At 74.9% G+C, this 19,909-nt stretch carries 20 protein-coding genes; 14 read left to right on the forward strand and 6 right to left on the reverse strand.

Annotated features, from left to right (window positions below; translation table 11 throughout):
- Positions 1 to 332, forward strand: a 332-nt coding sequence (locus E9565_RS17970) for a hypothetical protein (RefSeq protein WP_236836234.1), incomplete at its 5' end; no start/stop codon positions are given.
- A gap of 6 nt (positions 333 to 338) precedes the next feature.
- Here E9565_RS17970 and E9565_RS17975 read toward each other — a convergent pair.
- Positions 339 to 1,091: an SDR family oxidoreductase gene (locus E9565_RS17975; RefSeq protein ID WP_236836236.1), complete on the reverse strand. Its 753-nt coding sequence runs from the start codon at positions 1,089 to 1,091 to the stop codon at positions 339 to 341.
- A 276-nt stretch (positions 1,092 to 1,367) separates the two neighbouring features.
- On the opposite strand from E9565_RS17975, the gene E9565_RS17980 reads away from it, so the two are divergent.
- The 7 genes from E9565_RS17980 to E9565_RS18010 all read left to right on the forward strand — a co-directional run bounded on the left by E9565_RS17980 (position 1,368) and on the right by E9565_RS18010 (position 9,377).
- Positions 1,368 to 2,333, forward strand: a complete 966-nt coding sequence (locus tag E9565_RS17980) for a Rossmann-like and DUF2520 domain-containing protein (RefSeq protein WP_236836238.1) — start codon at positions 1,368 to 1,370, stop codon at positions 2,331 to 2,333.
- Positions 2,330 to 3,184, forward strand: coding sequence for a pantoate--beta-alanine ligase (gene panC / locus E9565_RS17985; protein ID WP_236836240.1), 855 nt, complete (start codon positions 2,330 to 2,332; stop codon positions 3,182 to 3,184). The genes E9565_RS17980 and panC overlap by 4 nt, the downstream gene beginning before the upstream one ends.
- Positions 3,181 to 3,606: an aspartate 1-decarboxylase gene (gene panD, locus E9565_RS17990; protein WP_236824928.1), complete on the forward strand. Its 426-nt coding sequence runs from the start codon at positions 3,181 to 3,183 to the stop codon at positions 3,604 to 3,606. Before panC ends, panD begins: the two co-directional genes overlap by 4 nt.
- A 4-nt stretch (positions 3,607 to 3,610) precedes the next feature.
- Positions 3,611 to 4,417: a type III pantothenate kinase gene (locus E9565_RS17995; RefSeq protein WP_236824927.1), complete on the forward strand. Its 807-nt coding sequence runs from the start codon at positions 3,611 to 3,613 to the stop codon at positions 4,415 to 4,417.
- Positions 4,418 to 4,428: 11 nt separating this feature from the next.
- Positions 4,429 to 5,949: a lysine--tRNA ligase gene (gene lysS, locus E9565_RS18000; protein WP_236824926.1), complete on the forward strand. Its 1,521-nt coding sequence runs from the start codon at positions 4,429 to 4,431 to the stop codon at positions 5,947 to 5,949.
- Positions 5,950 to 6,089: 140 nt separating this feature from the next.
- On the forward strand, positions 6,090 to 6,440 hold the full coding sequence (locus E9565_RS18005; RefSeq protein ID WP_236824925.1) for an Lsr2 family protein: 351 nt from the start codon (positions 6,090 to 6,092) through the stop codon (positions 6,438 to 6,440).
- Between the two features lie 399 nt (positions 6,441 to 6,839).
- A complete protein-coding gene (locus E9565_RS18010) occupies positions 6,840 to 9,377 on the forward strand; it encodes an ATP-dependent Clp protease ATP-binding subunit (RefSeq protein WP_236824924.1) in 2,538 nt (845 codons plus the stop codon).
- Between the two features lie 142 nt (positions 9,378 to 9,519).
- Here the strand turns inward: E9565_RS18010 and E9565_RS18015 are convergent, their stop codons facing one another.
- Entirely contained in the window at positions 9,520 to 10,410 is an 891-nt protein-coding gene (locus tag E9565_RS18015; protein WP_236836242.1) for an A/G-specific adenine glycosylase, read from the reverse strand.
- A gap of 77 nt (positions 10,411 to 10,487) precedes the next feature.
- Here E9565_RS18015 and E9565_RS18020 point away from each other — a divergent pair, with 77 nt between their 5' ends.
- Positions 10,488 to 11,153, forward strand: coding sequence for a MucR family transcriptional regulator (locus E9565_RS18020; protein WP_236824922.1), 666 nt, complete (start codon positions 10,488 to 10,490; stop codon positions 11,151 to 11,153).
- A gap of 93 nt (positions 11,154 to 11,246) precedes the next feature.
- Here E9565_RS18020 and disA read toward each other — a convergent pair whose 3' ends face one another.
- The 4 genes from disA to E9565_RS18040 all read right to left on the reverse strand — a co-directional run bounded on the left by disA (position 11,247) and on the right by E9565_RS18040 (position 15,575).
- Positions 11,247 to 12,332 carry a DNA integrity scanning diadenylate cyclase DisA gene (gene disA / locus E9565_RS18025; RefSeq protein WP_236824921.1) on the reverse strand — a complete coding sequence of 362 codons (1,086 nt, stop codon included), beginning with the start codon at positions 12,330 to 12,332 and terminating at the stop codon, positions 11,247 to 11,249.
- 115 nt (positions 12,333 to 12,447) lie between these two features.
- On the reverse strand, positions 12,448 to 13,812 hold the full coding sequence (radA, locus tag E9565_RS18030; RefSeq protein ID WP_236824920.1) for a DNA repair protein RadA: 1,365 nt from the start codon (positions 13,810 to 13,812) through the stop codon (positions 12,448 to 12,450).
- A gap of 96 nt (positions 13,813 to 13,908) precedes the next feature.
- On the reverse strand, positions 13,909 to 14,592 hold the full coding sequence (locus E9565_RS18035) for a copper chaperone PCu(A)C (protein WP_236836244.1): 684 nt from the start codon (positions 14,590 to 14,592) through the stop codon (positions 13,909 to 13,911).
- Between the two features lie 134 nt (positions 14,593 to 14,726).
- The gene (locus E9565_RS18040; RefSeq protein ID WP_236836247.1) at positions 14,727 to 15,575 is read right to left on the reverse strand and encodes a UbiA family prenyltransferase; all 849 of its coding nucleotides are present in this window, start codon (positions 15,573 to 15,575) and stop codon (positions 14,727 to 14,729) included.
- Between the two features lie 130 nt (positions 15,576 to 15,705).
- Here E9565_RS18040 and E9565_RS18045 point away from each other — a divergent pair, with 130 nt between their 5' ends.
- The 5 genes from E9565_RS18045 to rlmB are packed head-to-tail and all read left to right on the forward strand — an operon-like array spanning position 15,706 to position 19,816.
- The gene (locus E9565_RS18045) at positions 15,706 to 16,188 is read left to right on the forward strand and encodes a CarD family transcriptional regulator (protein WP_091929357.1); all 483 of its coding nucleotides are present in this window, start codon (positions 15,706 to 15,708) and stop codon (positions 16,186 to 16,188) included.
- A gap of 38 nt (positions 16,189 to 16,226) precedes the next feature.
- A complete protein-coding gene (ispD, locus tag E9565_RS18050; RefSeq protein WP_308196156.1) occupies positions 16,227 to 16,910 on the forward strand; it encodes a 2-C-methyl-D-erythritol 4-phosphate cytidylyltransferase in 684 nt (227 codons plus the stop codon).
- Positions 16,907 to 17,428, forward strand: coding sequence for a 2-C-methyl-D-erythritol 2,4-cyclodiphosphate synthase (ispF, locus tag E9565_RS18055; protein ID WP_236824916.1), 522 nt, complete (start codon positions 16,907 to 16,909; stop codon positions 17,426 to 17,428). The genes ispD and ispF overlap by 4 nt, the downstream gene beginning before the upstream one ends.
- A 10-nt stretch (positions 17,429 to 17,438) precedes the next feature.
- Positions 17,439 to 18,839: a cysteine--tRNA ligase gene (cysS, locus tag E9565_RS18060; RefSeq protein ID WP_236836251.1), complete on the forward strand. Its 1,401-nt coding sequence runs from the start codon at positions 17,439 to 17,441 to the stop codon at positions 18,837 to 18,839.
- On the forward strand, positions 18,839 to 19,816 hold the full coding sequence (gene rlmB / locus E9565_RS18065; protein WP_308113049.1) for a 23S rRNA (guanosine(2251)-2'-O)-methyltransferase RlmB: 978 nt from the start codon (positions 18,839 to 18,841) through the stop codon (positions 19,814 to 19,816). The genes cysS and rlmB overlap by 1 nt, the downstream gene beginning before the upstream one ends.
- The last annotated feature ends 93 nt before the right edge of the window (positions 19,817 to 19,909 follow it).

Below are 19,909 nucleotides of genomic sequence, written 5' to 3' on the forward strand. Positions count from 1 at the left end.
CCCCGCCGCAGACGCCGCTGGAGTGGCTCGCCGCCCGGTCGCTCGTGGAGCCGCCCGCCCCACCCCGCGCCGAGGACGCGCCGCGCCGCCGGCGCACCGACGACCTCGCGGAGGCGCCGCCGCCGGCCGGGTCGGCCGCGACCACCGCGCAGCCTGCGGTGGCCCCCGGCTGGGCGTCGCCGCCGGAGCAGGACGGCCCGGCGGCGCCCGTCCGCATCGAGCAGATCCTCGCCCAGAACGGGGTCAGCCCGGGCTCGGGCGGCCGCCGGCGCCGGCGGTACCGGGAGGACGGCGAGAGCGACGACGTCCTGGCCCGGGTCCTCGGCCGCTGACCAGCCCTAGCGCGGGCCGCGGGACAGGCCGCCGCCGTCGAGCACGAGCGTCTGACCGGTGACCCAGCCCGCGCCGTCGGACAGCAGGTAGGCCGCGGCCTCGCCGATGTCCTCCGGGGTGCCCAGGCGCGCCATCGGGTAGGTCGCCGCGGCCTCGGCCTCCCGGCCCTCGAACAGCGCGCCGGCGAAGCGGGTCTTCACCACGGCGGGGGCCACCGCGTTCACCCGGACCCGGGGAGCGAGCTCCACCGCCAGTTGGGTGGTCAGGTTGATCAGCGCCGCCTTGCTCACCCCGTACGCGCCGATCTCCTGGGAGGAGCGCAGCCCGGCCACCGAGGCGACGAAGAGCACCGAGCCGCCGTGCTCGGACATCCACGCGCGCCAGGCCTCCTGCACCAGGCCCAGCGAGGCCACGACGTTGGTGTCGAGGATCTTGCGGCACGCGTCGAGGTCGAGGTCCATGAGCGGCCCGTAGGCGGGGTTGATGCCGACGTTGCCCACCAGGACGTCGAGGCTGCCGAACGTCTCGACCGCGGTGCGCACCGCCGTCGCCCGGTGCTCGGGATCGCCGGCGTTGCCGGCCACGGACACGGCGACCTCCGGCCCGCCGAGCGACTCCACCGCCTCGGCCAGCGCGTCGGGCTTCCGGGCGGTGAGCACCACCCGGGCGCCGCGCTCCACCAGGCTCCGGGCGATGCCCAGGCCGATGCCGCGGCTGCCCCCGGTGACCAGTGCGGTCCTTCCCTCGAACGTGTGCACGCTGCCTCCCTCGCCGATGTGCCGGCCGTCACGGTAGGGCGGCACCCGGCCGGGCCTGCGCCCGGGTGCCGCTGAGGCACGTGAGCCAGCACACAGCAACCAGGCGTTGCGACGGCCGCGCCGGCGTCACACACTCGCCATCGGCACGACGCCCGCGTGACACGCAACGGTTGCAGCGGGCGCCGGCCGGCGCTCCACCCCGCACGACCACCGCGATCTCCCCGGATCGCTCCCGACGTCCGGTACCCGCCAGGGACTGGAACGAGAGGTGCACCGATGCCTGCCTCCCGCAGGACCGTCCGCTCGCTGCTGGGTCCCGCCCGCACGCACGCCCGCGCGTCCGACGCGCCCGCCCGTCTCCGCGTGGGCGTCATCGGCGCCGGCCGCGTCGGTGCCGTCCTGGGTGCCGCGCTCGCCGCCGCCGGTCACGACGTCGTCGCCGCCTCCGGTCTCTCCACCGCCTCGGCCGAGCGCGCCGCGCGCCTGCTGCCCGGCGTCCCCCTGCTGCCCGCCGACGCGGTCGTGGGCGCCGCGGACCTCGTCGTCCTCGCCGTCCCGGACGACACGCTGGCCGGGCTGGTCTCCGGGCTCGCCGAGACCGGTGCCTGGCGGGCGGGGCAGCTGGTGTTCCACACGTCCGGTGCGCACGGGCTCGCCGTGCTGACCCCCGCCGAGCAGGCCGGGGTGCTCGCCCTCGCGCTGCACCCGGCGATGACCTTCACCGGAGCCCCCGAGGACGCCGACCGGCTCGACGGCGCGCCCTTCGGCGTCACCAGCCGGCCCGAGCACCGCCCGGTCGCGGAGACGCTGGTGCTGGAGATGGGCGGCGAGCCGTTCTTCGTCGCCGAGGCCGACCGCGGGCTGTACCACGCGGCGCTGGTCACCGGCGCAAACCACCTGGTCACGCTCGTGGCCGAGGCGGCCGACCTGCTGCGCACCGCCGGGGTGGCCGAGCCGGGGCGCGTGCTCGGCCCGCTGCTCACCGCGGCGCTCGACAACGGACTGCGCCGGGGTGACCGCGGGCTCACCGGCCCGGTCAGCCGCGGCGACGCCGGGACCGTCGCCCACCACCTGCGGACCCTCGGCGAGCGTGCCCCCGGGTCGGTGGCCGCCTACGTCGCGATGGCGCAGCGCACCGCCGAGCGGGCCGTGGCCGCCGGGCGGCTCCGCACCCACGAGGCGGCGCCGGTGCTCGACGTCCTGGCCGCCGCGCGGCACGACGACATCGCGGGCTCGCGGTGACCGCCGGCACCCGCCCGGCCGTCGCCGGGTCCGCCGCCGAGCTCCGCCGGCTGGTGACCGCGCTGCCCGGGCCCGTCGCCCTGGTGCCCACCATGGGCGCGCTGCACGAGGGGCACCGCGCGCTGGTCCGCGCCGCGCGCGAGCGGGCCGGCGGCGTCGTCGTCTCGGTGTTCGTGAACCCGACCCAGTTCGGGCCCGGCGAGGACTTCGACCGCTACCCCCGCACCTGGGAGGCCGACCTCGCCGCGCTGGCCGAGGAGGGCGCCGACGTCGTCTTCCACCCGCCGGTCGAGGAGGTCTACCCGCCCGGTGCGGCCGGGGTGACCGTCGACCCGGGGCCGCTGGGCTCGGTCCTGGAGGGCGCGGTGCGGCCCGGCCACTTCGCCGGCGTGCTGACCGTCGTCGCCAAGCTCTTCGGCCTGGTGCGGCCCGACCTGGCGCTGTTCGGCGAGAAGGACTACCAGCAGCTCACCCTCATCCGGGCCATGGCGCGGGAGCTCGCCCTGGGCGTCGAGGTGGTCGGCGTCCCGACGGTCCGCGAGGACGACGGGCTGGCGCTGTCCAGCCGCAACCGCTACCTCTCGCCGGAACAGCGGGCCCGCGCCGCGACGTTGCACCAGGCGTTGCGCGCTGGGGCCGCCGCCGGCCCGCAGGGGCCCGACACCGTCCTGGCCGCCGCCCGCGCCGTCCTGGCCGGGGCGCCCGACCTGGTCCAGGACTACCTGGAGCTCACCGATACCGACCTGGGACCGGCGCCGGCCGCCGGCCCCGCCCGGCTGCTCGTCGCCGTCCGCGCGGGCAGCACCCGACTCCTCGACAACACGGCAGTCCGGCTGGGAGGCCCGCGATGATGCGCACGATGCTCAAGTCCAAGATCCACCGTGCGACGGTCACCCAGGCCGACCTGCACTACGTGGGCTCGGTGACCGTCGACGAGGACCTCCTCGACGCCGCCGACCTGCTGCCCGGTGAGCAGGTCGCGATCGTCGACATCACCAACGGCGCCCGCCTGGAGACCTACGTCATCCCCGGCGAGCGGGGCACCGGTGTCATCGGCATCAACGGTGCCGCCGCGCACCTGGTGCACCCCGGCGACATGGTCATCCTCATCAGCTACGGCGTGATGGACGAGACCGAGGCGAAGAGCTACATCCCCAAGGTCGTGCACGTCGACGGCGCCAACCGCGTCGTCGAGCTCGGCGGGGACCCCTCGGCCCCCGTGCCCGGGGCTGCCGACCAGCGTCGCAGCGACCTGGGCGTGCCGGTCCGGTGACGCCGTGCTGCTGACCGTCGACGTCGGCAACAGCCAGACCGTCCTCGCCACCTTCGACGGCGAGCGGCGCATCGGCTCGTGGCGGGTGACGACCGCGCCCCGCGCCACCGCCGACGAGCTGCGGATGCTGTGGCGCGGCCTGCTGCGCGACACCGAGGTCACCGGCGTCGCGGCCTGCTCGACGGTGCCCGCGCTGCTGCCGGCGCTGCGCCAGCTGCTGGACTCCCTCGAGGTGCCGGTGGTGCTCATCGGGCCCGGCGTGCGCACCGGCGTCCCGCTGCACGTGGACAACCCGCGCGAGGTCGGCGCCGACCGGGTGGTCACCGCCCTCGCCGCGCACGAGCTGTTCGGCCGGAGCCCCGACGGTGGCGGCCGTCCCGTCGTCGTCGTCGACTTCGGCACCTCCACCAACGTCGACGCCGTCGGACCGGACGGGCAGTTCCTCGGTGGCGCCCTGGCGCCCGGGGTCGAGGTGAGCCGCGACGCACTGGCGAGCCGGGCGGCCCAGCTGCGGTCGGTCGAGCTCTCCTGCCCGCCGCACGCCATCGGCAAGAACACCGTCGCCGCGCTCCAGTCGGGGCTGGTGCTCGGCTTCGCCGGGCTCGTCGACGGGCTGGTCGGGCGCATCTCGGCGGAGCTCGTGGCCCAGTTCGGCGCCGCGCCGGTCGTCGTCGCCACCGGCGGGCTGGCGCCGCTGCTGGTGGACAGCTGCCGCACGATCGGCGAGCGCGAGCCGGACCTCACCGTGCACGGGCTGCGCCTGGCCTTCCAGCGGCAGCAGGCCGCGGAGCGGCGGGCGGCCGCCCCGTAGGCTGGGGCCCCGTGACGGACGTGGGACCGAACGGGACGGGCGGCGACGACGGCGGCGAGGAGCTGCCGGAGCAGATGCGGGTCCGCCGCGCCAAGCTCGACCGGCTGCGCGACTCGGGGGTCGACCCCTACCCCGTGCACGTGCCCCGCACGACCACGCTCGCCGCGGTCCGCGCCGGCCACCCGGACATGGAGCCGGACACGATGACCGGCGAGCGGGTCGGCATCACCGGCCGGGTGATCTTCTTCCGCAACACCGGCAAGCTCTGCTTCGCCACGCTGCGGGAGGGGGACGCCGAGCTGCAGGTGATGCTCTCCCGCGACCGCGTGGGCGAGGAGGCGCTGGCCGCCTGGAAGTCCGACGTCGACCTGGGTGACCACGTCTTCGTCGAGGGCGAGGTCGGGACGTCGCGCCGCGGCGAGCTCTCCGTCTTCGCCGACTCCTGGCAGCTGACCGCCAAGGCGCTGCGCCCGCTGCCGGTGGCGCACAAGCCGATGAGCGAGGAGCTGCGGGTGCGCCGCCGCTACGTCGACCTGATCGTGCGCGACGAGGCCCGCCGCACCGTCCGGCAGCGGGCCACGGTCATGTCCACCCTGCGCGCGGGGCTGGCCCGGCGGGACTTCATCGAGGTCGAGACGCCGATGCTGCAGACCGTGCACGGGGGTGCGGCCGCCCGGCCCTTCCGCACCCACATGAACGCCTTCGACCTGGACCTCTACCTGCGCATCGCGCCGGAGCTGTTCCTCAAGCGGTGCATCGTCGGCGGGCTGGACCGCGTCTTCGAGATCAACCGGAACTTCCGCAACGAGGGCGCGGACAGCTCGCACTCGCCGGAGTTCGCGATGCTGGAGTTCTACGCGGCCTACCTCGACTACCAGGACATCGCCGTCATCACCCGGGAGCTGGTCCAGGAGAGCTGCGCGGCGCTGTTCGGCGACCACGTCGCCCGCCACCACGACGGCACCGAGCTCGACCTGTCCGGGGAGTGGCGGCAGGTGCGCCTCTTCGACCTGGTCGGCGAGGCGGTGGGGGAGCCGGTCTCCCCGGACACCCCGATCGAGCACCTGCGCGCGCTGGCCGAGCGGCACCAGGTGGGCATCGACCCGGCCTGGATCCACGGCAAGGTGGTCGAGGAGATCTTCGAGGCGCTGGTGCAGCCCTCGCTGCAGGAGCCCACGTTCGTCATGGACTACCCCGTGGACACCTCGCCGCTGACGCGGGCGCACCGGACCGATCCCGGTGTCGCGGAGAAGTGGGACCTCTACATCGGCGGCATCGAGCGGGGCACCGGTTACTCCGAGCTCGTCGACCCCGTCGTCCAGCGGGAGCGCTTCACGCAGCAGGCCCTGCTGGCCGCGGCCGGCGACCCCGAGGCGATGGTGCTCGACGAGGACTTCCTGGAAGCGCTCGAATACGGCATGCCGCCCACCGGTGGGGTGGGAATGGGCATGGACCGGTTGATGATGACGCTGACCGGTCTCGGAATTCGGGAGACGATCCTGTTCCCATTGGTCCGGCCGATCAGTTCCTGACCCACGGGTATCCCGATTAGCCCGGCCGGGGAATCGGACAGCCATTTCCTATTGCTGGCCATTTGTGCTGTAATGGGCCTCGCACCCGCCGGGTGCTATTTCCGTCCGGCCCCAGGGCTGCAGCGAAAAGCGAGGAACGAATGGCGCGCAAGGTCCAGGTCATCCTGAGCGACGACCTCGACGAGAACATCCCGGCCGACGAGACCGTCAGCTTCGCGCTGGACGGCACGTCGTACGAGATCGACCTGGCGGAGAAGAACGCCCAGGAGATGCGTGACGCCTTCGCCCGTTACATCTCGGCGGCGCGCAAGGTCGGTCGCGGCACCCGCGCCTCGGGTGGCGGCCGCTCCCGCGCCACCGGTGGTGGCGGTCGCATGGACCGCGAGCAGGCCGGTGCCATCCGCGACTGGGCCCGCAAGAACGGGCACGCGGTCAGCGACCGCGGGCGCATCCCGGCCAGCGTCGTCGAGGCCTACGAGGCCGCCCACTAGAAGGACCTGCCTGCCCCCCACCGCTCGCAAGCTCGCGGCGGGCCCCTGCAGGCAGGCCGCTGACGTCGCGTCGCCCGGCCCGGCTCCCCTCGGGGGAGCCGGGCCGGTGGCGTCCCGGGCCGCGGTCGAGGCCGGTAGGCCGACAGGGGCAGGGTGCCGTCGGCGCTCCCGGGGTCGGCACGCCGTCGTCCGCTCACGGCGTAACGGGGGTGGAACACCGCATCACCGGGGCCCGTTGCACCGGGCAGCCATCCACCGCACCGTCGGACGACGACGGGGCGGCGTGGTCCGCGACTACAGTGGAAAGACCGGTGCCCCCGCGCGCCGACGGACGTCGGGTGCTCCTCTCCAGGACGGGGAGGGCAGCGCCGGACCAGCCGGTCAGAGGAGAAGCAGCAGATGTTCGAACGGTTCACCGACCGAGCCCGACGGGTGGTCGTCCTGGCGCAGGAAGAAGCCAGGATGCTCAACCACAACTACATCGGCACCGAGCACATCCTCCTGGGCCTGATCCACGAGGGTGAGGGTGTCGCCGCCAAGGCCCTGGAGTCCCTCGGCATCTCGCTCGAGGGCGTCCGCCAGCAGGTCGAGGAGATCATCGGGCAGGGCCAGCAGGCGCCGTCCGGTCACATCCCCTTCACGCCGCGGGCGAAGAAGGTGCTGGAGCTGTCGCTGCGCGAGGCGCTGCAGCTCGGCCACAACTACATCGGCACCGAGCACATCCTGCTCGGCCTGATCCGCGAGGGCGAGGGCGTCGCCGCCCAGGTCCTCGTGAAGCTCGGCGCCGACCTCAACCGCGTCCGCCAGCAGGTCATCCAGCTGCTCTCCGGCTACCAGGGCAAGGAGCCGGCCGCGGCCGGCGGCCCGGCCGAGGGCACGCCGTCGACCTCGCTGGTGCTCGACCAGTTCGGCCGCAACCTCACCCAGGCCGCGCGCGACTCCAAGCTCGACCCGGTGATCGGGCGGGCCAAGGAGATCGAGCGGGTCATGCAGGTGCTGTCGCGGCGCACCAAGAACAACCCGGTCCTCATCGGCGAGCCCGGCGTCGGCAAGACCGCCGTCGTCGAGGGGCTGGCCCAGGCCATCGTCAAGGGCGAGGTGCCCGAGACGCTGAAGGACAAGCAGCTCTACACCCTCGACCTCGGCGCGCTCGTCGCCGGTTCCCGCTACCGCGGTGACTTCGAGGAGCGCCTCAAGAAGGTGCTGAAGGAGATCCGCACCCGCGGCGACATCATCCTGTTCATCGACGAGATCCACACCCTCGTCGGGGCGGGTGCCGCGGAGGGCGCGATCGACGCCGCCAGCATCCTCAAGCCGATGCTGGCCCGCGGTGAGCTGCAGACCATCGGCGCCACGACGCTCGACGAGTACCGCAAGCACCTGGAGAAGGACGCCGCCCTCGAGCGCCGCTTCCAGCCGATCCAGGTGGGCGAGCCGACGCTGGCCCACACGATCGAGATCCTCAAGGGGCTGCGCGACCGCTACGAGGCGCACCACCGGATCAGCATCACCGACGGCGCCCTGGTGGCCGCGGCGACGCTGGCCGACCGGTACATCTCCGACCGCTTCCTGCCGGACAAGGCGATCGACCTGATCGACGAGGCCGGTGCCCGGATGCGGATCAAGCGGATGACCGCGCCGCCGGACCTGCGCGAGTTCGACGACAAGATCGCGGCCGTCCGCCGCGAGAAGGAGTCGGCGATCGACGCGCAGGACTTCGAGAAGGCCGCGTCGCTGCGCGACACCGAGAAGCAGCTGCTGGGTGAGAAGGCCGAGCGCGAGAAGCAGTGGAAGGCCGGCGACATGGACGTCGTCGCCGAGGTCGACGACGAGCAGATCGCCGAGGTGCTGGCCAACTGGACCGGCATCCCCGTCTTCAAGCTCACCGAGGAGGAGACCACGCGTCTGCTCCGCATGGAGGACGAGCTCCACAAGCGGATCATCGGCCAGGAAGAGGCCATCAAGAGCGTCAGCCAGGCGATCCGGCGTACGCGGGCGGGCCTCAAGGACCCGCGCCGTCCCGGTGGTTCCTTCATCTTCGCCGGCCCCTCGGGTGTCGGGAAGACGGAGCTGGCGAAGGCGCTGGCGCAGTTCCTGTTCGGTGAGGACGACGCGCTCATCCAGATCGACATGGGTGAGTTCCACGACCGCTTCACCGTGTCCCGCCTGGTCGGTGCCCCTCCCGGCTACGTCGGTTACGACGAGGGTGGCCAGCTGACCGAGAAGGTGCGGCGCAAGCCGTTCTCGGTGGTCCTCTTCGACGAGATCGAGAAGGCGCACGCGGACGTGTTCAACACGCTGCTGCAGGTTCTCGAGGACGGCCGGCTCACCGACGGCCAGGGCCGGATCGTGGACTTCAAGAACACGATCCTGATCCTCACCACGAACCTCGGTACGCGGGACATCTCCAAGGCCGTGGGTCTCGGTTTCCAGGCCGGTAACGACGACCAGTCGAACTACGACCGGATGAAGCTGAAGGTCAACGAGGAGCTCAAGCAGCACTTCCGGCCGGAGTTCCTCAACCGCATCGACGACATCGTCGTGTTCCACCAGCTGACCGAGAAGGAGATCATCCAGATCGTCGACCTGATGGTCGGCCGGGTGGAAGGTCAGCTGGCCAACAAGGACATGGCGCTGGAGATCACGCCCGCGGCGAAGAAGCTGCTGGCCTCCCGGGGCTTCGACCCGGTGCTGGGTGCGCGGCCGCTGCGCCGCACCATCCAGCGCGAGATCGAGGACGCGCTGAGCGAGAAGATCCTCTACGGCGAGCTGTCCAGCGGGCAGATCATCGTGGTGGACGTCGACGACGCCGAGGGCCCCGCGCAGAAGTTCACCTTCCGCGGCGAGGCGAAGCCGATCGACCTGCCCGACACCCCGCCGGTGGCCCTCTCGGGTGCCGACGGCGAGGACGAGCAGGGCAGCCAGGCGTCCGAGTGACCGCCTAGCCGCACGACGACAGGGGCCGGTTCCGCATCAGCGGGGCCGGCCCCTTCGTCGTCCTCCGGCCCCGCTCTCGCCACATCGGCGGTCTGGCGCTGAGGAGCCGCATCAGCCCGACAGCGCCGGTGTGGGGCGGCGGTCAGGCGGGGAGGGTGAACAGGCCGTCCTCGGTCTGCTCGACCAGGCCGTCGGCCAGCAGCGAGTCCAGGCAGCGGGACCGCTGGACGGCGTCCTCCCACGCGGGCTCGAGCGCTGCGGCGTCCACCGGCTCGTGCGCCGCCCGCAGGACGTCGAGCAGCCGGCCCCGGACCTGGCGGTCCGTCCCCGCGAACTTCTGCACCTTCCGCGGCGGCCCGTCGTGCGGCGGGGCGCCGGCCAGCCGCCACGCGCACCGGTCCCGCACCGGGCAGGCGCCGCACCGCGGCGTCCCGGCCACGCACACCAGCGCGCCCAGTTCCATGACGGCGACCGAGAAGCGCACTGCGCGCTCGTCGTCCTCCGGCGCCAGCGCGGCGACGTCGACGAGGTCGGCGGCCCGGGCGTTGCCGGCCTCCGCGCGGCCGTGCACCAGCCGCGCCACGACCCGGCGCACGTTGGTGTCGACGACGGGCTGGCGCCGGCCATGGCCGAAGCAGGCGACCGCGCGTGCGGTGTAGGTGCCCACCCCGGGCAGCGCCTCGAGCTCGGCCACGTCCTCGGGGACGACGCCCCCGTGTCGCTCGGTGATGGCGATCGCCGCCTCCCGGAGCCACAGCGCCCGGCGGGGGTAGCCGAGCTTCCCCCACGCCCGGATGACGTCCGCGGGCGGCTGGGCCGCCAGGTCCGCCGGTGTGGGCCACCGGGCCACCCAGGCCCGCCAGACGGGCTCCACGCGCGCCACGGGGGTCTGCTGGAGCATCACCTCGCTGACCAGGACGGCCCAGGGATCGACATCCGGGGTCCGCCAGGGCAGGTCGCGGGCGGCGGTGGCGTACCAGTCGACGATCAGCTCGCCGGCCGGGGTGGCGGTGGGGGAGGACGGCCCGGTCACGGGCACCCAGTGTGCCGTGCGCGCGGCGCGGCGTGCCGAGCGGACCAGTCCCCACCGGGCGCACTAGCGTTCCCCGCGTGTTGCACCCGGTGGGCCCGCTCCCCGCAGCCGTGTACTGGCGGCGCCGGCTGACCGTGCTGGTGCTGCTGCTGGCGGTCCTGGCCGGGCTCGCCTGGCTGGTGACCAGCCTGCTGGCCGGCGGCGGGAGCGGCTCGGCCGCCGCGCCCGGCACCGCGGCCGAGCCGACCGAGCCCCCGGCGCTGGAGCAGGTGGTGCCCGCGGTCTCCGGGGTGCGGACGCCCGGCACCACGGCGCCACCGAGCGAGCCGCCGGTCCCGGCGGGCCCGACCCCGGGTTCTCCGTGCACCGACGAGATGCTGGGGCTGGAGGTGCGCACCCCCGGCACGGCCGCCGTCGGCGCCAAGCCGGTCTTCGAGCTGGTGGTGGTCAACACCTCGCCGGTCCCTTGCGTGCGGTCGCTGGACAAGCAGCTCCAGGAGCTGGTGATGGTCGACGCCGCCGGGGCCCGGGTCTGGGGCAGCAACGACTGCTTCCCCGAGAGCAGCGACGACGAGCGCACCCTGGCTCCGGGCGAGCCGGTCGTCTTCCCCCTGACGTGGGGCGGGCTCACCAGCGAGCCGACGTGCACCGCCCCGCGCGTGACGCCCGCTCCGGGCGACTACGTGCTGCGCGGCCGGCTGGACACCAAGGTCTCCGGCGACGCCCCGCTCACCATCGGCTGACGCGGCGGGGATCCGGTCCGGGTCGCACCGCGGAGCGCGCCCACCGTCGCCCGCGGGGGCCGGGGTCCCGTGCGTCCGCGCCGCGCTGCAAGATCAACTGTAGCGGTCGAGGATCGAGGTCTCGGCCAGCCGGGACAGCCCCTCGCGGATGCCGCGCGCCCGGGCCTCCCCGACGCCCTCCACGGCCAGGAGGTCCTCGATGGTGGCGGCGAGCAGCTTCTGCAGGCCACCGAAGTGCTCCACGAGCCGGTCGATGATGCCGGCGGGCAGCCGGGGCACCCGGGCGAGCAGCCGGTAGCCCCGCGGGCTCACCGGGGAGTCCAGGGCGTCCGGCGACGTGGGCAGGCCGTAGCAGCGCGCGACCGCGGAGAGGTCGAGCAGCTCGGTGGCGGTGAGCGCCCGCAGCTCGGTGAGCACCTGGTCGATGGTGCGGTTCCGGCGGCCGCCGGCGGGCAGGTAGTCGCGGACGAGCAGCCCGCGGTCCTCCTCGACGCCGGCCAGCATCTCGTCGAGCTGGAGGGCCAGCAGGCGGCCGTCGGTACCCAGCTCGACGACGAAGCCCTCGATCTCGTCGGCGATCCGCCGGACCATCTCCAGCCGCTGGCTGACGCTCATCGCGTCGCGCACGGTCACGAGGTCCTCGATCTCCAGCGCCGAGAGCGTGCTGGCCACCTCGTCCAGCCGGAGCTTGTAGCGCTCCAGCGCGGCGAGGGCCTGGTTGGCCCGGGCGAGAATGGTCGTCGGGTGCTCGAGGGTGTACCGCCGGCCGGCCACGTACACGCTGATGATGTGCATCGACTGGCTGACCGAGATGACCGGGAAGCCGGTCTGCACGGCGACCCGCTCCGCCGTGCGGTGCCGGGTGCCGGACTCCTCCGTGGGGACCGTCGGGTCGGGCATGAGGTGGACGCCGGCCCGGACGATGCGGCTGCCGTCGTAGGAGACGATCACCGCGCCGTCCATCTTGGCCAGCTCGCGCAGCCGGGTGGCCGACAGGGCGACGTCCAGCGCGAAGCCGCCGGTGCAGATCGACTCGACCACCCGGTCGTACCCCAGCACGATCAGCGCACCGGTGCGGCCGGCCAGGATGCGCTCGAGGCCGTCGCGCAGCGCCGTGCCGGGGGCGATGCGGCCGAGGAGCTCGCGCAGGGCGATCTCGGGATCCACGGCGGCGGGCACGAGCTCTCCTGACGGTCGAGTGGTACGGCAGTGGAGTCTACGTACCCGAGTGACGAGCCGGGCACGCTCGGGGTACGGGGCGTGCACCCGGCCGCTCTTGCGGAACCCTACGGGCTCAGAACATGCGGTGGAAGGCCGCACCCAGGTCGGGGACCTCGATCAGCCGCATGCCGGCCGGCGCGGCGCCGGCGTCCGGTGGGACGAGGGCCACGCGGTAGCCCTGGCGGGCGGCCTCGGCCAGCCGGCGGCCGGTGCCGCCGACCCGGCGGATCTCCCCGGACAGGCCGACCTCGCCGAGAGCCACGAGGCCCGGGGGCAGCGGGGTGTCCTTGGCGGCGGAGGCGATCGCCAGCGCCAGGGCCAGGTCGGCGGCCGGCTCGGCGATGCGCACCCCGCCCACCGACGCCGCGAACACGTCGGCGTCGGCCAGCTTGACCCGGCCGCGGCGCTCGACCACGGCGTTCACCATGGCCACCCGCTGCGAGTCCAGGCCGCTGACGGCCCGGCGGGGGGAGCCGCCGCCGCTGGTGCTCGCCACGAGGGCCTGCACCTCGGCCAGCAGCGGCCGGCTGCCCTCCAGGGTCACGGTCACGCAGCTGCCCGGCACCGGGTCGCTGCGCCGCGACACGAACAGCGCCGACGGGTCGGGCACGCCGACGACACCGCTGTCGCCGATCTCGAAGCAGCCGATCTCGTCGGCCGGGCCGAAGCGGTTCTTGGTGGCCCGGACCATGCGCAGGGTCGAGTGGCGCTCGCCGTCGAAGGAGACGACGACGTCGACCAGGTGCTCGAGCGTGCGCGGCCCGGCGATGGCGCCGTCCTTCGTGACGTGGCCGACCAGGATCGTGGTCATCCCGCGGGTCTTCGCGACGCCGGTCAGCGCCGACGCCACGGCGCGGACCTGCGTCGAGCCGCCGTCGGTGCCCTCGACGGCGGGGGAGCGGACCGTCTGCACGCTGTCGAGCACCAGCAGCGAGGGGTTCACCGCCTCGACGTGGGCGAGCACCGCGGACAGCTCCGTCTCCGCGGCGAGGTACAGGCGGTCGTGCAGGGCGCCGATCCGCTCCGCGCGGAGCCGCACCTGGCCGGCCGACTCCTCGCCGGAGACCACGAGCGTGGGGCCGCCGGCGGCGGCGACCCGGTGCGCCACCTCGAGCAGCAGCGTGGACTTGCCGACCCCGGGCTCCCCGGCGACCAGGAGCACCGCACCGGGTACGAGGCCGCCACCGAGGACGCGGTCGAACTCGGCGATGCCCGTGGGCACGGCGCGGGCGCCGGCGAGCTCCACCTGCGCGATCGGCCGGGCCGGTGCGCTGACCGGGCCGGCCGGGACGGCGCGCAGCCCGGTGGCCGGGGCGCCGGCCTCCTGCAGGGTGCCCCATGCCTGGCACTCGGGGCAGCGCCCGACCCACTTCGCCGAGGTGTGGCCGCACTCGGTGCAGCGGTGGGCAGGGCGGGACTTCGCTCCGGCAGGTGGCACGCGGGGCACGCTAGCCGCGGCCACCGACAGTTCCCCGGAGAACGCGCGACGGCGGCTCCCGGGCGGGAGCCGCCGTCGCGACGAGGAGCGGGGGGATCAGTTCTCGGGGTTGCCGCCGCCGGCGACCTCGGTCTGCTCGTGGCCGCCCTCCTCGACGCCGCCGCCGGACTCGCCCTCCTCCTCGTGGTGGAAGTCGAAGGACTCGTCGCGCTCGCGGACCTCCTCGAGGGCGGCGACCGGGACCACCGTGGTCACCTCGCCGGCGTTCTCGAAGGTGAAGGTCAGCTCCAGGATCCGGCCGCTCGTGAGCGCCTCGTCGAGGCCGGTGAGGGTGACGGCGGAGTCGCCGTCCCCGCCGACGAAGACCGTGGTGCCGGCGGGGATCACCAGCTCGCCCGCGCCGGCGGAGGTGCTCTCGTCCTCGGTGGAGCCGGCGCCGGTGCCCGGGGGCTGCGCGCTGGGCGTCGCGGAGGTCGCGGCCGCGTCGATCTCGACGTCGTCGAAGCCCTCGCCGGTGATGCCGGTCAGGGTGTCGTCCTCGGTGCCGGTGTTCACGATGGCCAGCCGCAGCGGGGCGTCCTCGCCGACCGGGTACTCGCCGTCCTCGGGGGCGACGACGGCGATCTGGCGCAGCACGATGTCACCCGCCTCGGCCATCGCGCCGACCTTGTCGCGCTCCTGCTCGACGGTCTGCGTGACCTGGCCGGCGCTGCACGCCGAGAGGGCGAGGGGGGAGAAGAGCAGAACGCCCATCGTGGCGGCGCGCAGAGCGCGGTTCACGGCTGTCGACCTCCAGCAGGACCGTGCCGGCCACCGGGGATCGGTGGCACGGAGACGCCCCGAGCGTATCGGTCGCCTCCCCGGCCTGCCCGCAGGGAGCCGTCTGCGTCGCGGCAGGACGGCCCCGGCGCCGGTCAGGCCAGCGTCGATCCGCTGCCGACCAGCAGGGCGACGTCGAGCACCGTGAGCAGCATGACGGCGGGGAAGGCGAGGGCGCGGAACCGCGCCGTGCCCGCGAGGGCGGCGACCGCGGCCGCGGGCACGGCCAGGACGAGGGCGGCCCAGTCGGTGGGCCCGGGGGGCCCCGGCGGGCCGAGGACCAGCACCAGCGTCGCCCCGGCCAGCAGCAGCGCACCGCACGCCGCGGAGAGGCGCGGACCCAGGCGGTGCGGCAGCCCGCGGACCCCGGTGGCCAGGTCCTCCTCGAGGTCGGGGGCGACGTTGGCCAGGTGGGCCGCTCCACCGAGCGCCGCGCCCGCGGCCACCAGCCACCACGGGGGAGCGGGGGTGCCAGGGGCGGCGGCGACCACCCCGGCGGGCAGCGCCCCGAACCCCACGACGTAGCCCGCACCGGACCAGACGGTGCGCTTGAGCCCGGCGTTGTAGGCCCAGCCGCTCGCGACGAGGAGCAGCAGGAGGGCGCCCGGGACGAGCCCCAGCAGGAACGAGAGGACGACGGCCACCGCGGCTGCGGCGAGGGCCGCGGCGCGCAGCACGGCGGGCGCGACGGCGCCCTGCACGACCGGCTTGTCGGCCCGCGCGACGGCGCGGTCGCGGTCGGCGTCCAGCCAGTCGTTGCTCCACCCGATGGAGGCCTGACCTGCGAGGACGGCGGCGCAGAGGAGGGCGGCGCGGGCCGGCGGGACGTCGGCGGCGACGGCCAGCAGGGTGGCCACGGTGGTGACCGCGACGGTCGGCCCGAGGTGGGTCGCGCGGAGCAGCGCACGGGTCGTCGCGCCCGTCCGGGCGGCACCCGCAGGCACATCAACCACGCTCTGTCAACCCCTCCGACGCGTCGATCCAGGCCGCTGACCTGCATATTTACTGCCCGGAGCCGATCCGTTGGTCAGTCTGCCGTGCTAACCTGGGTGGAGCGAAAGGGGTCACATCCACATGGGCTTCACTGTCGGCGAGACCGTCGTCTACCCGCACCACGGTGCCGCGCTCATCGAGGCGATCGAGAAGCGCACGATCAAGGGTGAAGAGAAGGCCTACCTCGTGCTGAAGGTCGCCCAGGGCGACCTCACCGTGCGCGTGCCGGCCGACAACGCAGAGATCGTCGGCGTCCGTGACGTCGTCGGTCAGGAGGGGCTCAACCGGGTGTTCGAGGTGCTCCGCGCCCCGCACACGGAGGAGCCGACGAACTGGTCGCGCCGCTACAAGGCCAACCTCGAGAAGCTGGCCTCCGGCGACGTAAACAAGGTGGCCGAGGTCGTCCGCGACCTGTGGCGCCGCGACAAGGACCGCGGCCTCTCGGCCGGCGAGAAGCGGATGCTCTCGAAGGCCCGTCAGATCCTGGTCAGCGAGCTCGCGCTCGCCGAGGGCACCAACGAGGACAAGGCCGAGGTCCTGCTCGACGAGGTCCTCGCCAGCTGAGCGCTCCGCGCTCACGCAGATCCCGCCGAACCGCTCCCGTGCACGCTGTCGCCATCGTCGCAGCGGCCGGGAGCGGTTCGCGTCTGGGGGCGTCCGTGCCGAAGGCGCTGGTGCCGCTCGGTGGTCGGCCGCTGGTCGCCTGGGCGGTGGACGCCCTGCTGGCCGGCGGCGTCGGCGAGGTGGTCGTCACCGTGCCCCCCGCCGAGCGTGCCGCGTTCGCCGCCGCGCTGCCCGACCGGGTGCGGCTCGTCGACGGCGGGGCCACCCGGACCGCGTCGGTGCGCGCCGGGCTCGCCGCGGCCGGGTCGCGGGCCGATGCCGTCCTGGTGCACGACGCCGCGCGGCCGCTCACCCCGCCTGACGCCGTGGCCCGCGTGCTGGCCGCTCTCGCCGGCGGTGCCCGTGCGGTCGTCCCCGTGCTGCCGGTCGTCGACACGACCGTCCTGGTCGACGACGACGGCGTGGTCGTCGAGGCCGTCCCGCGTGCGGCGCTGCGCCGCGTGCAGACCCCGCAGGGTTTCGACCGGGCCACCCTGGTCGCCGCGTACGCCGCCCTCGACGCCGCGGCCGAGCTCACCGACGACGCCGCCGTCGTCCGCGCCGCCGGCGTCCCGGTGGCCACCGTCCCCGGTGACGAGCGCGCCGCGAAGATCACCGTCCCCCACGACCTCGCGCTCGCCGAGCTGAGCGTGGGGCTGACCGGGAGCGAGGTGCACCCGTGACCGTCCTGCCGCGCGTCGGCATCGGCACCGACGTCCACCCGGTGGTGGCCGGCCGCCCCTGCCGGCTGGCCGGGCTGGACTGGCCGGGCACCCACGGCTGCGCCGGGCACTCCGACGGCGACGTGGTGGCCCACGCGCTCACCGACGCCGTGCTCTCCGCTGCCGGGCTCGGTGACATCGGCGGACTGCTCGGCACGGACGACCCGCGCTGGGCGGGGGCCGCGGGCATCGCCGTCCTCGAGCACGTGCGCGAGGTCGTCACGGCGCACGGCTGGGAGATCGGCAACGCGTCGGTCCAGCTGATCGCCACCACCCCGCGGCTCGGCCCGCGCCGGGCGGAGGCCGAGGCGGCGCTCTCCGCCGCGCTCGGGGCGCCGGTCAGCGTGGCGGCCACCACCACCGACGGGCTCGGGCTGACCGGCCGGGGCGAGGGCCGGGCGGCGGTGGCCACCGCGCTGGTGATCCGGTCGGGGGAGGCGCCCTCGCCGCGGGCGGAAGGCCCCGCAGGGACTCCGTAGACTCCCGGCGGTGAGCCTCCGCCTGTACGACACGGCCGCCCGTGCGGTCCGCGACTTCACGCCGCTGCGTGCCGGTCACGCGTCGGTGTACGTCTGCGGGCTCACCGTGCAGGGGCCGCCGCACGTCGGGCACGTCCGCGCGGCGGTCTCCTTCGACGTGCTGCGCCGCTGGCTGGTCGCCCGCGGCCTCGAGGTCACCTACGTCCGCAACGTCACCGACATCGACGACAAGATCCTCGTCAAGGCCGACGAGCACGACGTCCCCTGGTGGGCCTGGGCCTTCGAGAACGAGCGCGCCAGCACCCGCGCCTACGACGTGCTCGGCGTGCTGCCGCCGACCTACGAGCCGCGCGCCACCGGGCACGTCCCGGAGATGGTCGAGCTGATGGAGCGGCTGGTCGAGCGCGGGCACGCCTACGCGGTCGACGGCGACGTCTACTTCGACGTCCGCTCCTTCCCGGGGTACGGGGCGCTCACCGGCCAGCGGCTCGACGCCCTCGAGCCCGCCGCCGACACCGACACCGACGAGCGCAAGCGCGACCCCCGCGACTTCGCGCTGTGGAAGGCGGCCAAGGCCACCGAGCCGGCCACGGCCTCGTGGCCGACCCCGTGGGGGCGCGGCCGGCCGGGCTGGCACCTGGAGTGCTCGGCGATGGCGGGGAAGTACCTGGGCGCGGAGTTCGACATCCACGGCGGCGGCCTGGACCTGCGCTTCCCGCACCACGAGAACGAGCAGGCGCAGTCCCGGGCCGCCGGCGACCGGTTCGCGCAGTACTGGCTGCACAACGGCTGGGTCACCCTCGGCGGCGAGAAGATGAGCAAGTCGCTGGGCAACACGGCCCTGGTCGACGAGGTGGTCCGGCGGGTGCGCCCGGTGGAGCTGCGCTACTACCTCGTGGCCCCGCACTACCGCTCGACGGTCGAGTTCACCGACGCCGCGCTGGAGGAGGCCGGGCAGGCCTACCGCCGCGTCGAGTCCTTCGTGAAGCGGGCGGCCGAGCGGGTGGGCGCCGACGCGGGGGAGGCGCGGCGCGCGCCCGCCTTCGACGCGGCGCTCGACGACGACCTCGGGACGCCGGCGGCGATCGCCGCGGTCCACGAGGTGGTGCGTCAGGGCAACACCGCCCTCGCCGACGGGGACGACGCCGCCACGGCCGCCGCCCTGGGCTCGGTCCGCGCCATGCTGGGCGTGCTCGGGCTGGACCCGCTCGACCCGCAGTGGGCCACCGCCGGCGACGACGGGCTGGCCCGGGCGACCGACGGCCTGGTGGCGCTGGCGCTGGAGCAGCGCCAGGCGGCCCGGGCACGCAAGGACTTCGCGGCGGCGGACGCGATCCGCGACCAGCTCGCCGCCCTCGGCGTCACCGTCGAGGACACCCCGCACGGACCCCGATGGGAGCTGACCCGCTGATGGCCGGCAACAGCCAGCGACGCGGCCGCACGACCGGTGCGGGCAAGAAGGGCGCGACCGCAGGTACCGGCGGCAAGAACCGGCGGTCGCTCGCCGGCCGCGGGGCCACCCCGCCCGCCGAGATGCGCACCGGGCACCCCGCCCAGCGGCGTGCCCAGGCCGAGGCGCGGCAGCGGGCCGACCGCGCCCGCGCCCGCCAGCGCGCCGAGGAGTCTCCGGAGCTGCTGCTCGGCCGCAACCCCGTCGTCGAGGCGCTGCGCGCGCAGATCCCGGCGACGGCCCTGTACGTCGTCACCGGGGACACCACGCGCGGCGGCACCGACGAGCGGATCGCCGAATCGCTCGCGCTGGCGGCCGACCGCGGGCTGCCGCTGCTCGAGGTCGGCAAGGCCGAGTTCGACCGGATGGCGCAGGGCGCCCTGCACCAGGGCATCGGGCTCCAGGTCCCGCCGTACGACTACGCCCACCCCGACGACCTGCTCGACATCGCCCGCGACTCGGGCCGCGCGCCGCTGGTCGTGGCGATGGACGGGGTGACCGACCCGCGCAACCTGGGCGCCGTCGTCCGGTCGGCGGCCGCGTTCGACGCGCACGGCGTCGTCGTCCCCCAGCGCCGCGCGGTGGGCATGACGGCCTCGGCCTGGCGCACCAGCGCCGGCGCGGCGGCCCGGCTGCGCGTCGCCCGGGCGGTCAACCTGCCGCGGGCGCTCGCCGCCTACCAGGACGCCGGCCTGCAGACGGTGGGGCTGGCCGGTGACGGCGACGTCGACCTGCACGAGTACGACGGCTTCGCCGACCCGGTCGCCCTGGTCGTCGGCGCGGAGGGCGCCGGGCTCTCGCGGCTGGTGCGGGAGAAGTGCGACGTCGTCGTCCGCATCCCGATCTCGCGCGACACGGAGTCGCTCAACGTCAGCGTCGCCGCCGGGATCGCGCTCTACCAGGCCGCGCTGCGCCGCAGCTCGGACGCCGCCCGCTAGCTTTCGCCTCGCCAGTCAAGAGCTGTAGCGGGCAGGGGGCATCGGGCCGGGTGCTTCAGCGTCCGGCCGTGGGGTGCAGCGCGGTGGTCGGGT

Source organism: Blastococcus sp. KM273129 (assembly GCF_021698995.1).
In the GTDB taxonomy this organism is placed as follows: domain Bacteria; phylum Actinomycetota; class Actinomycetes; order Mycobacteriales; family Geodermatophilaceae; genus Blastococcus.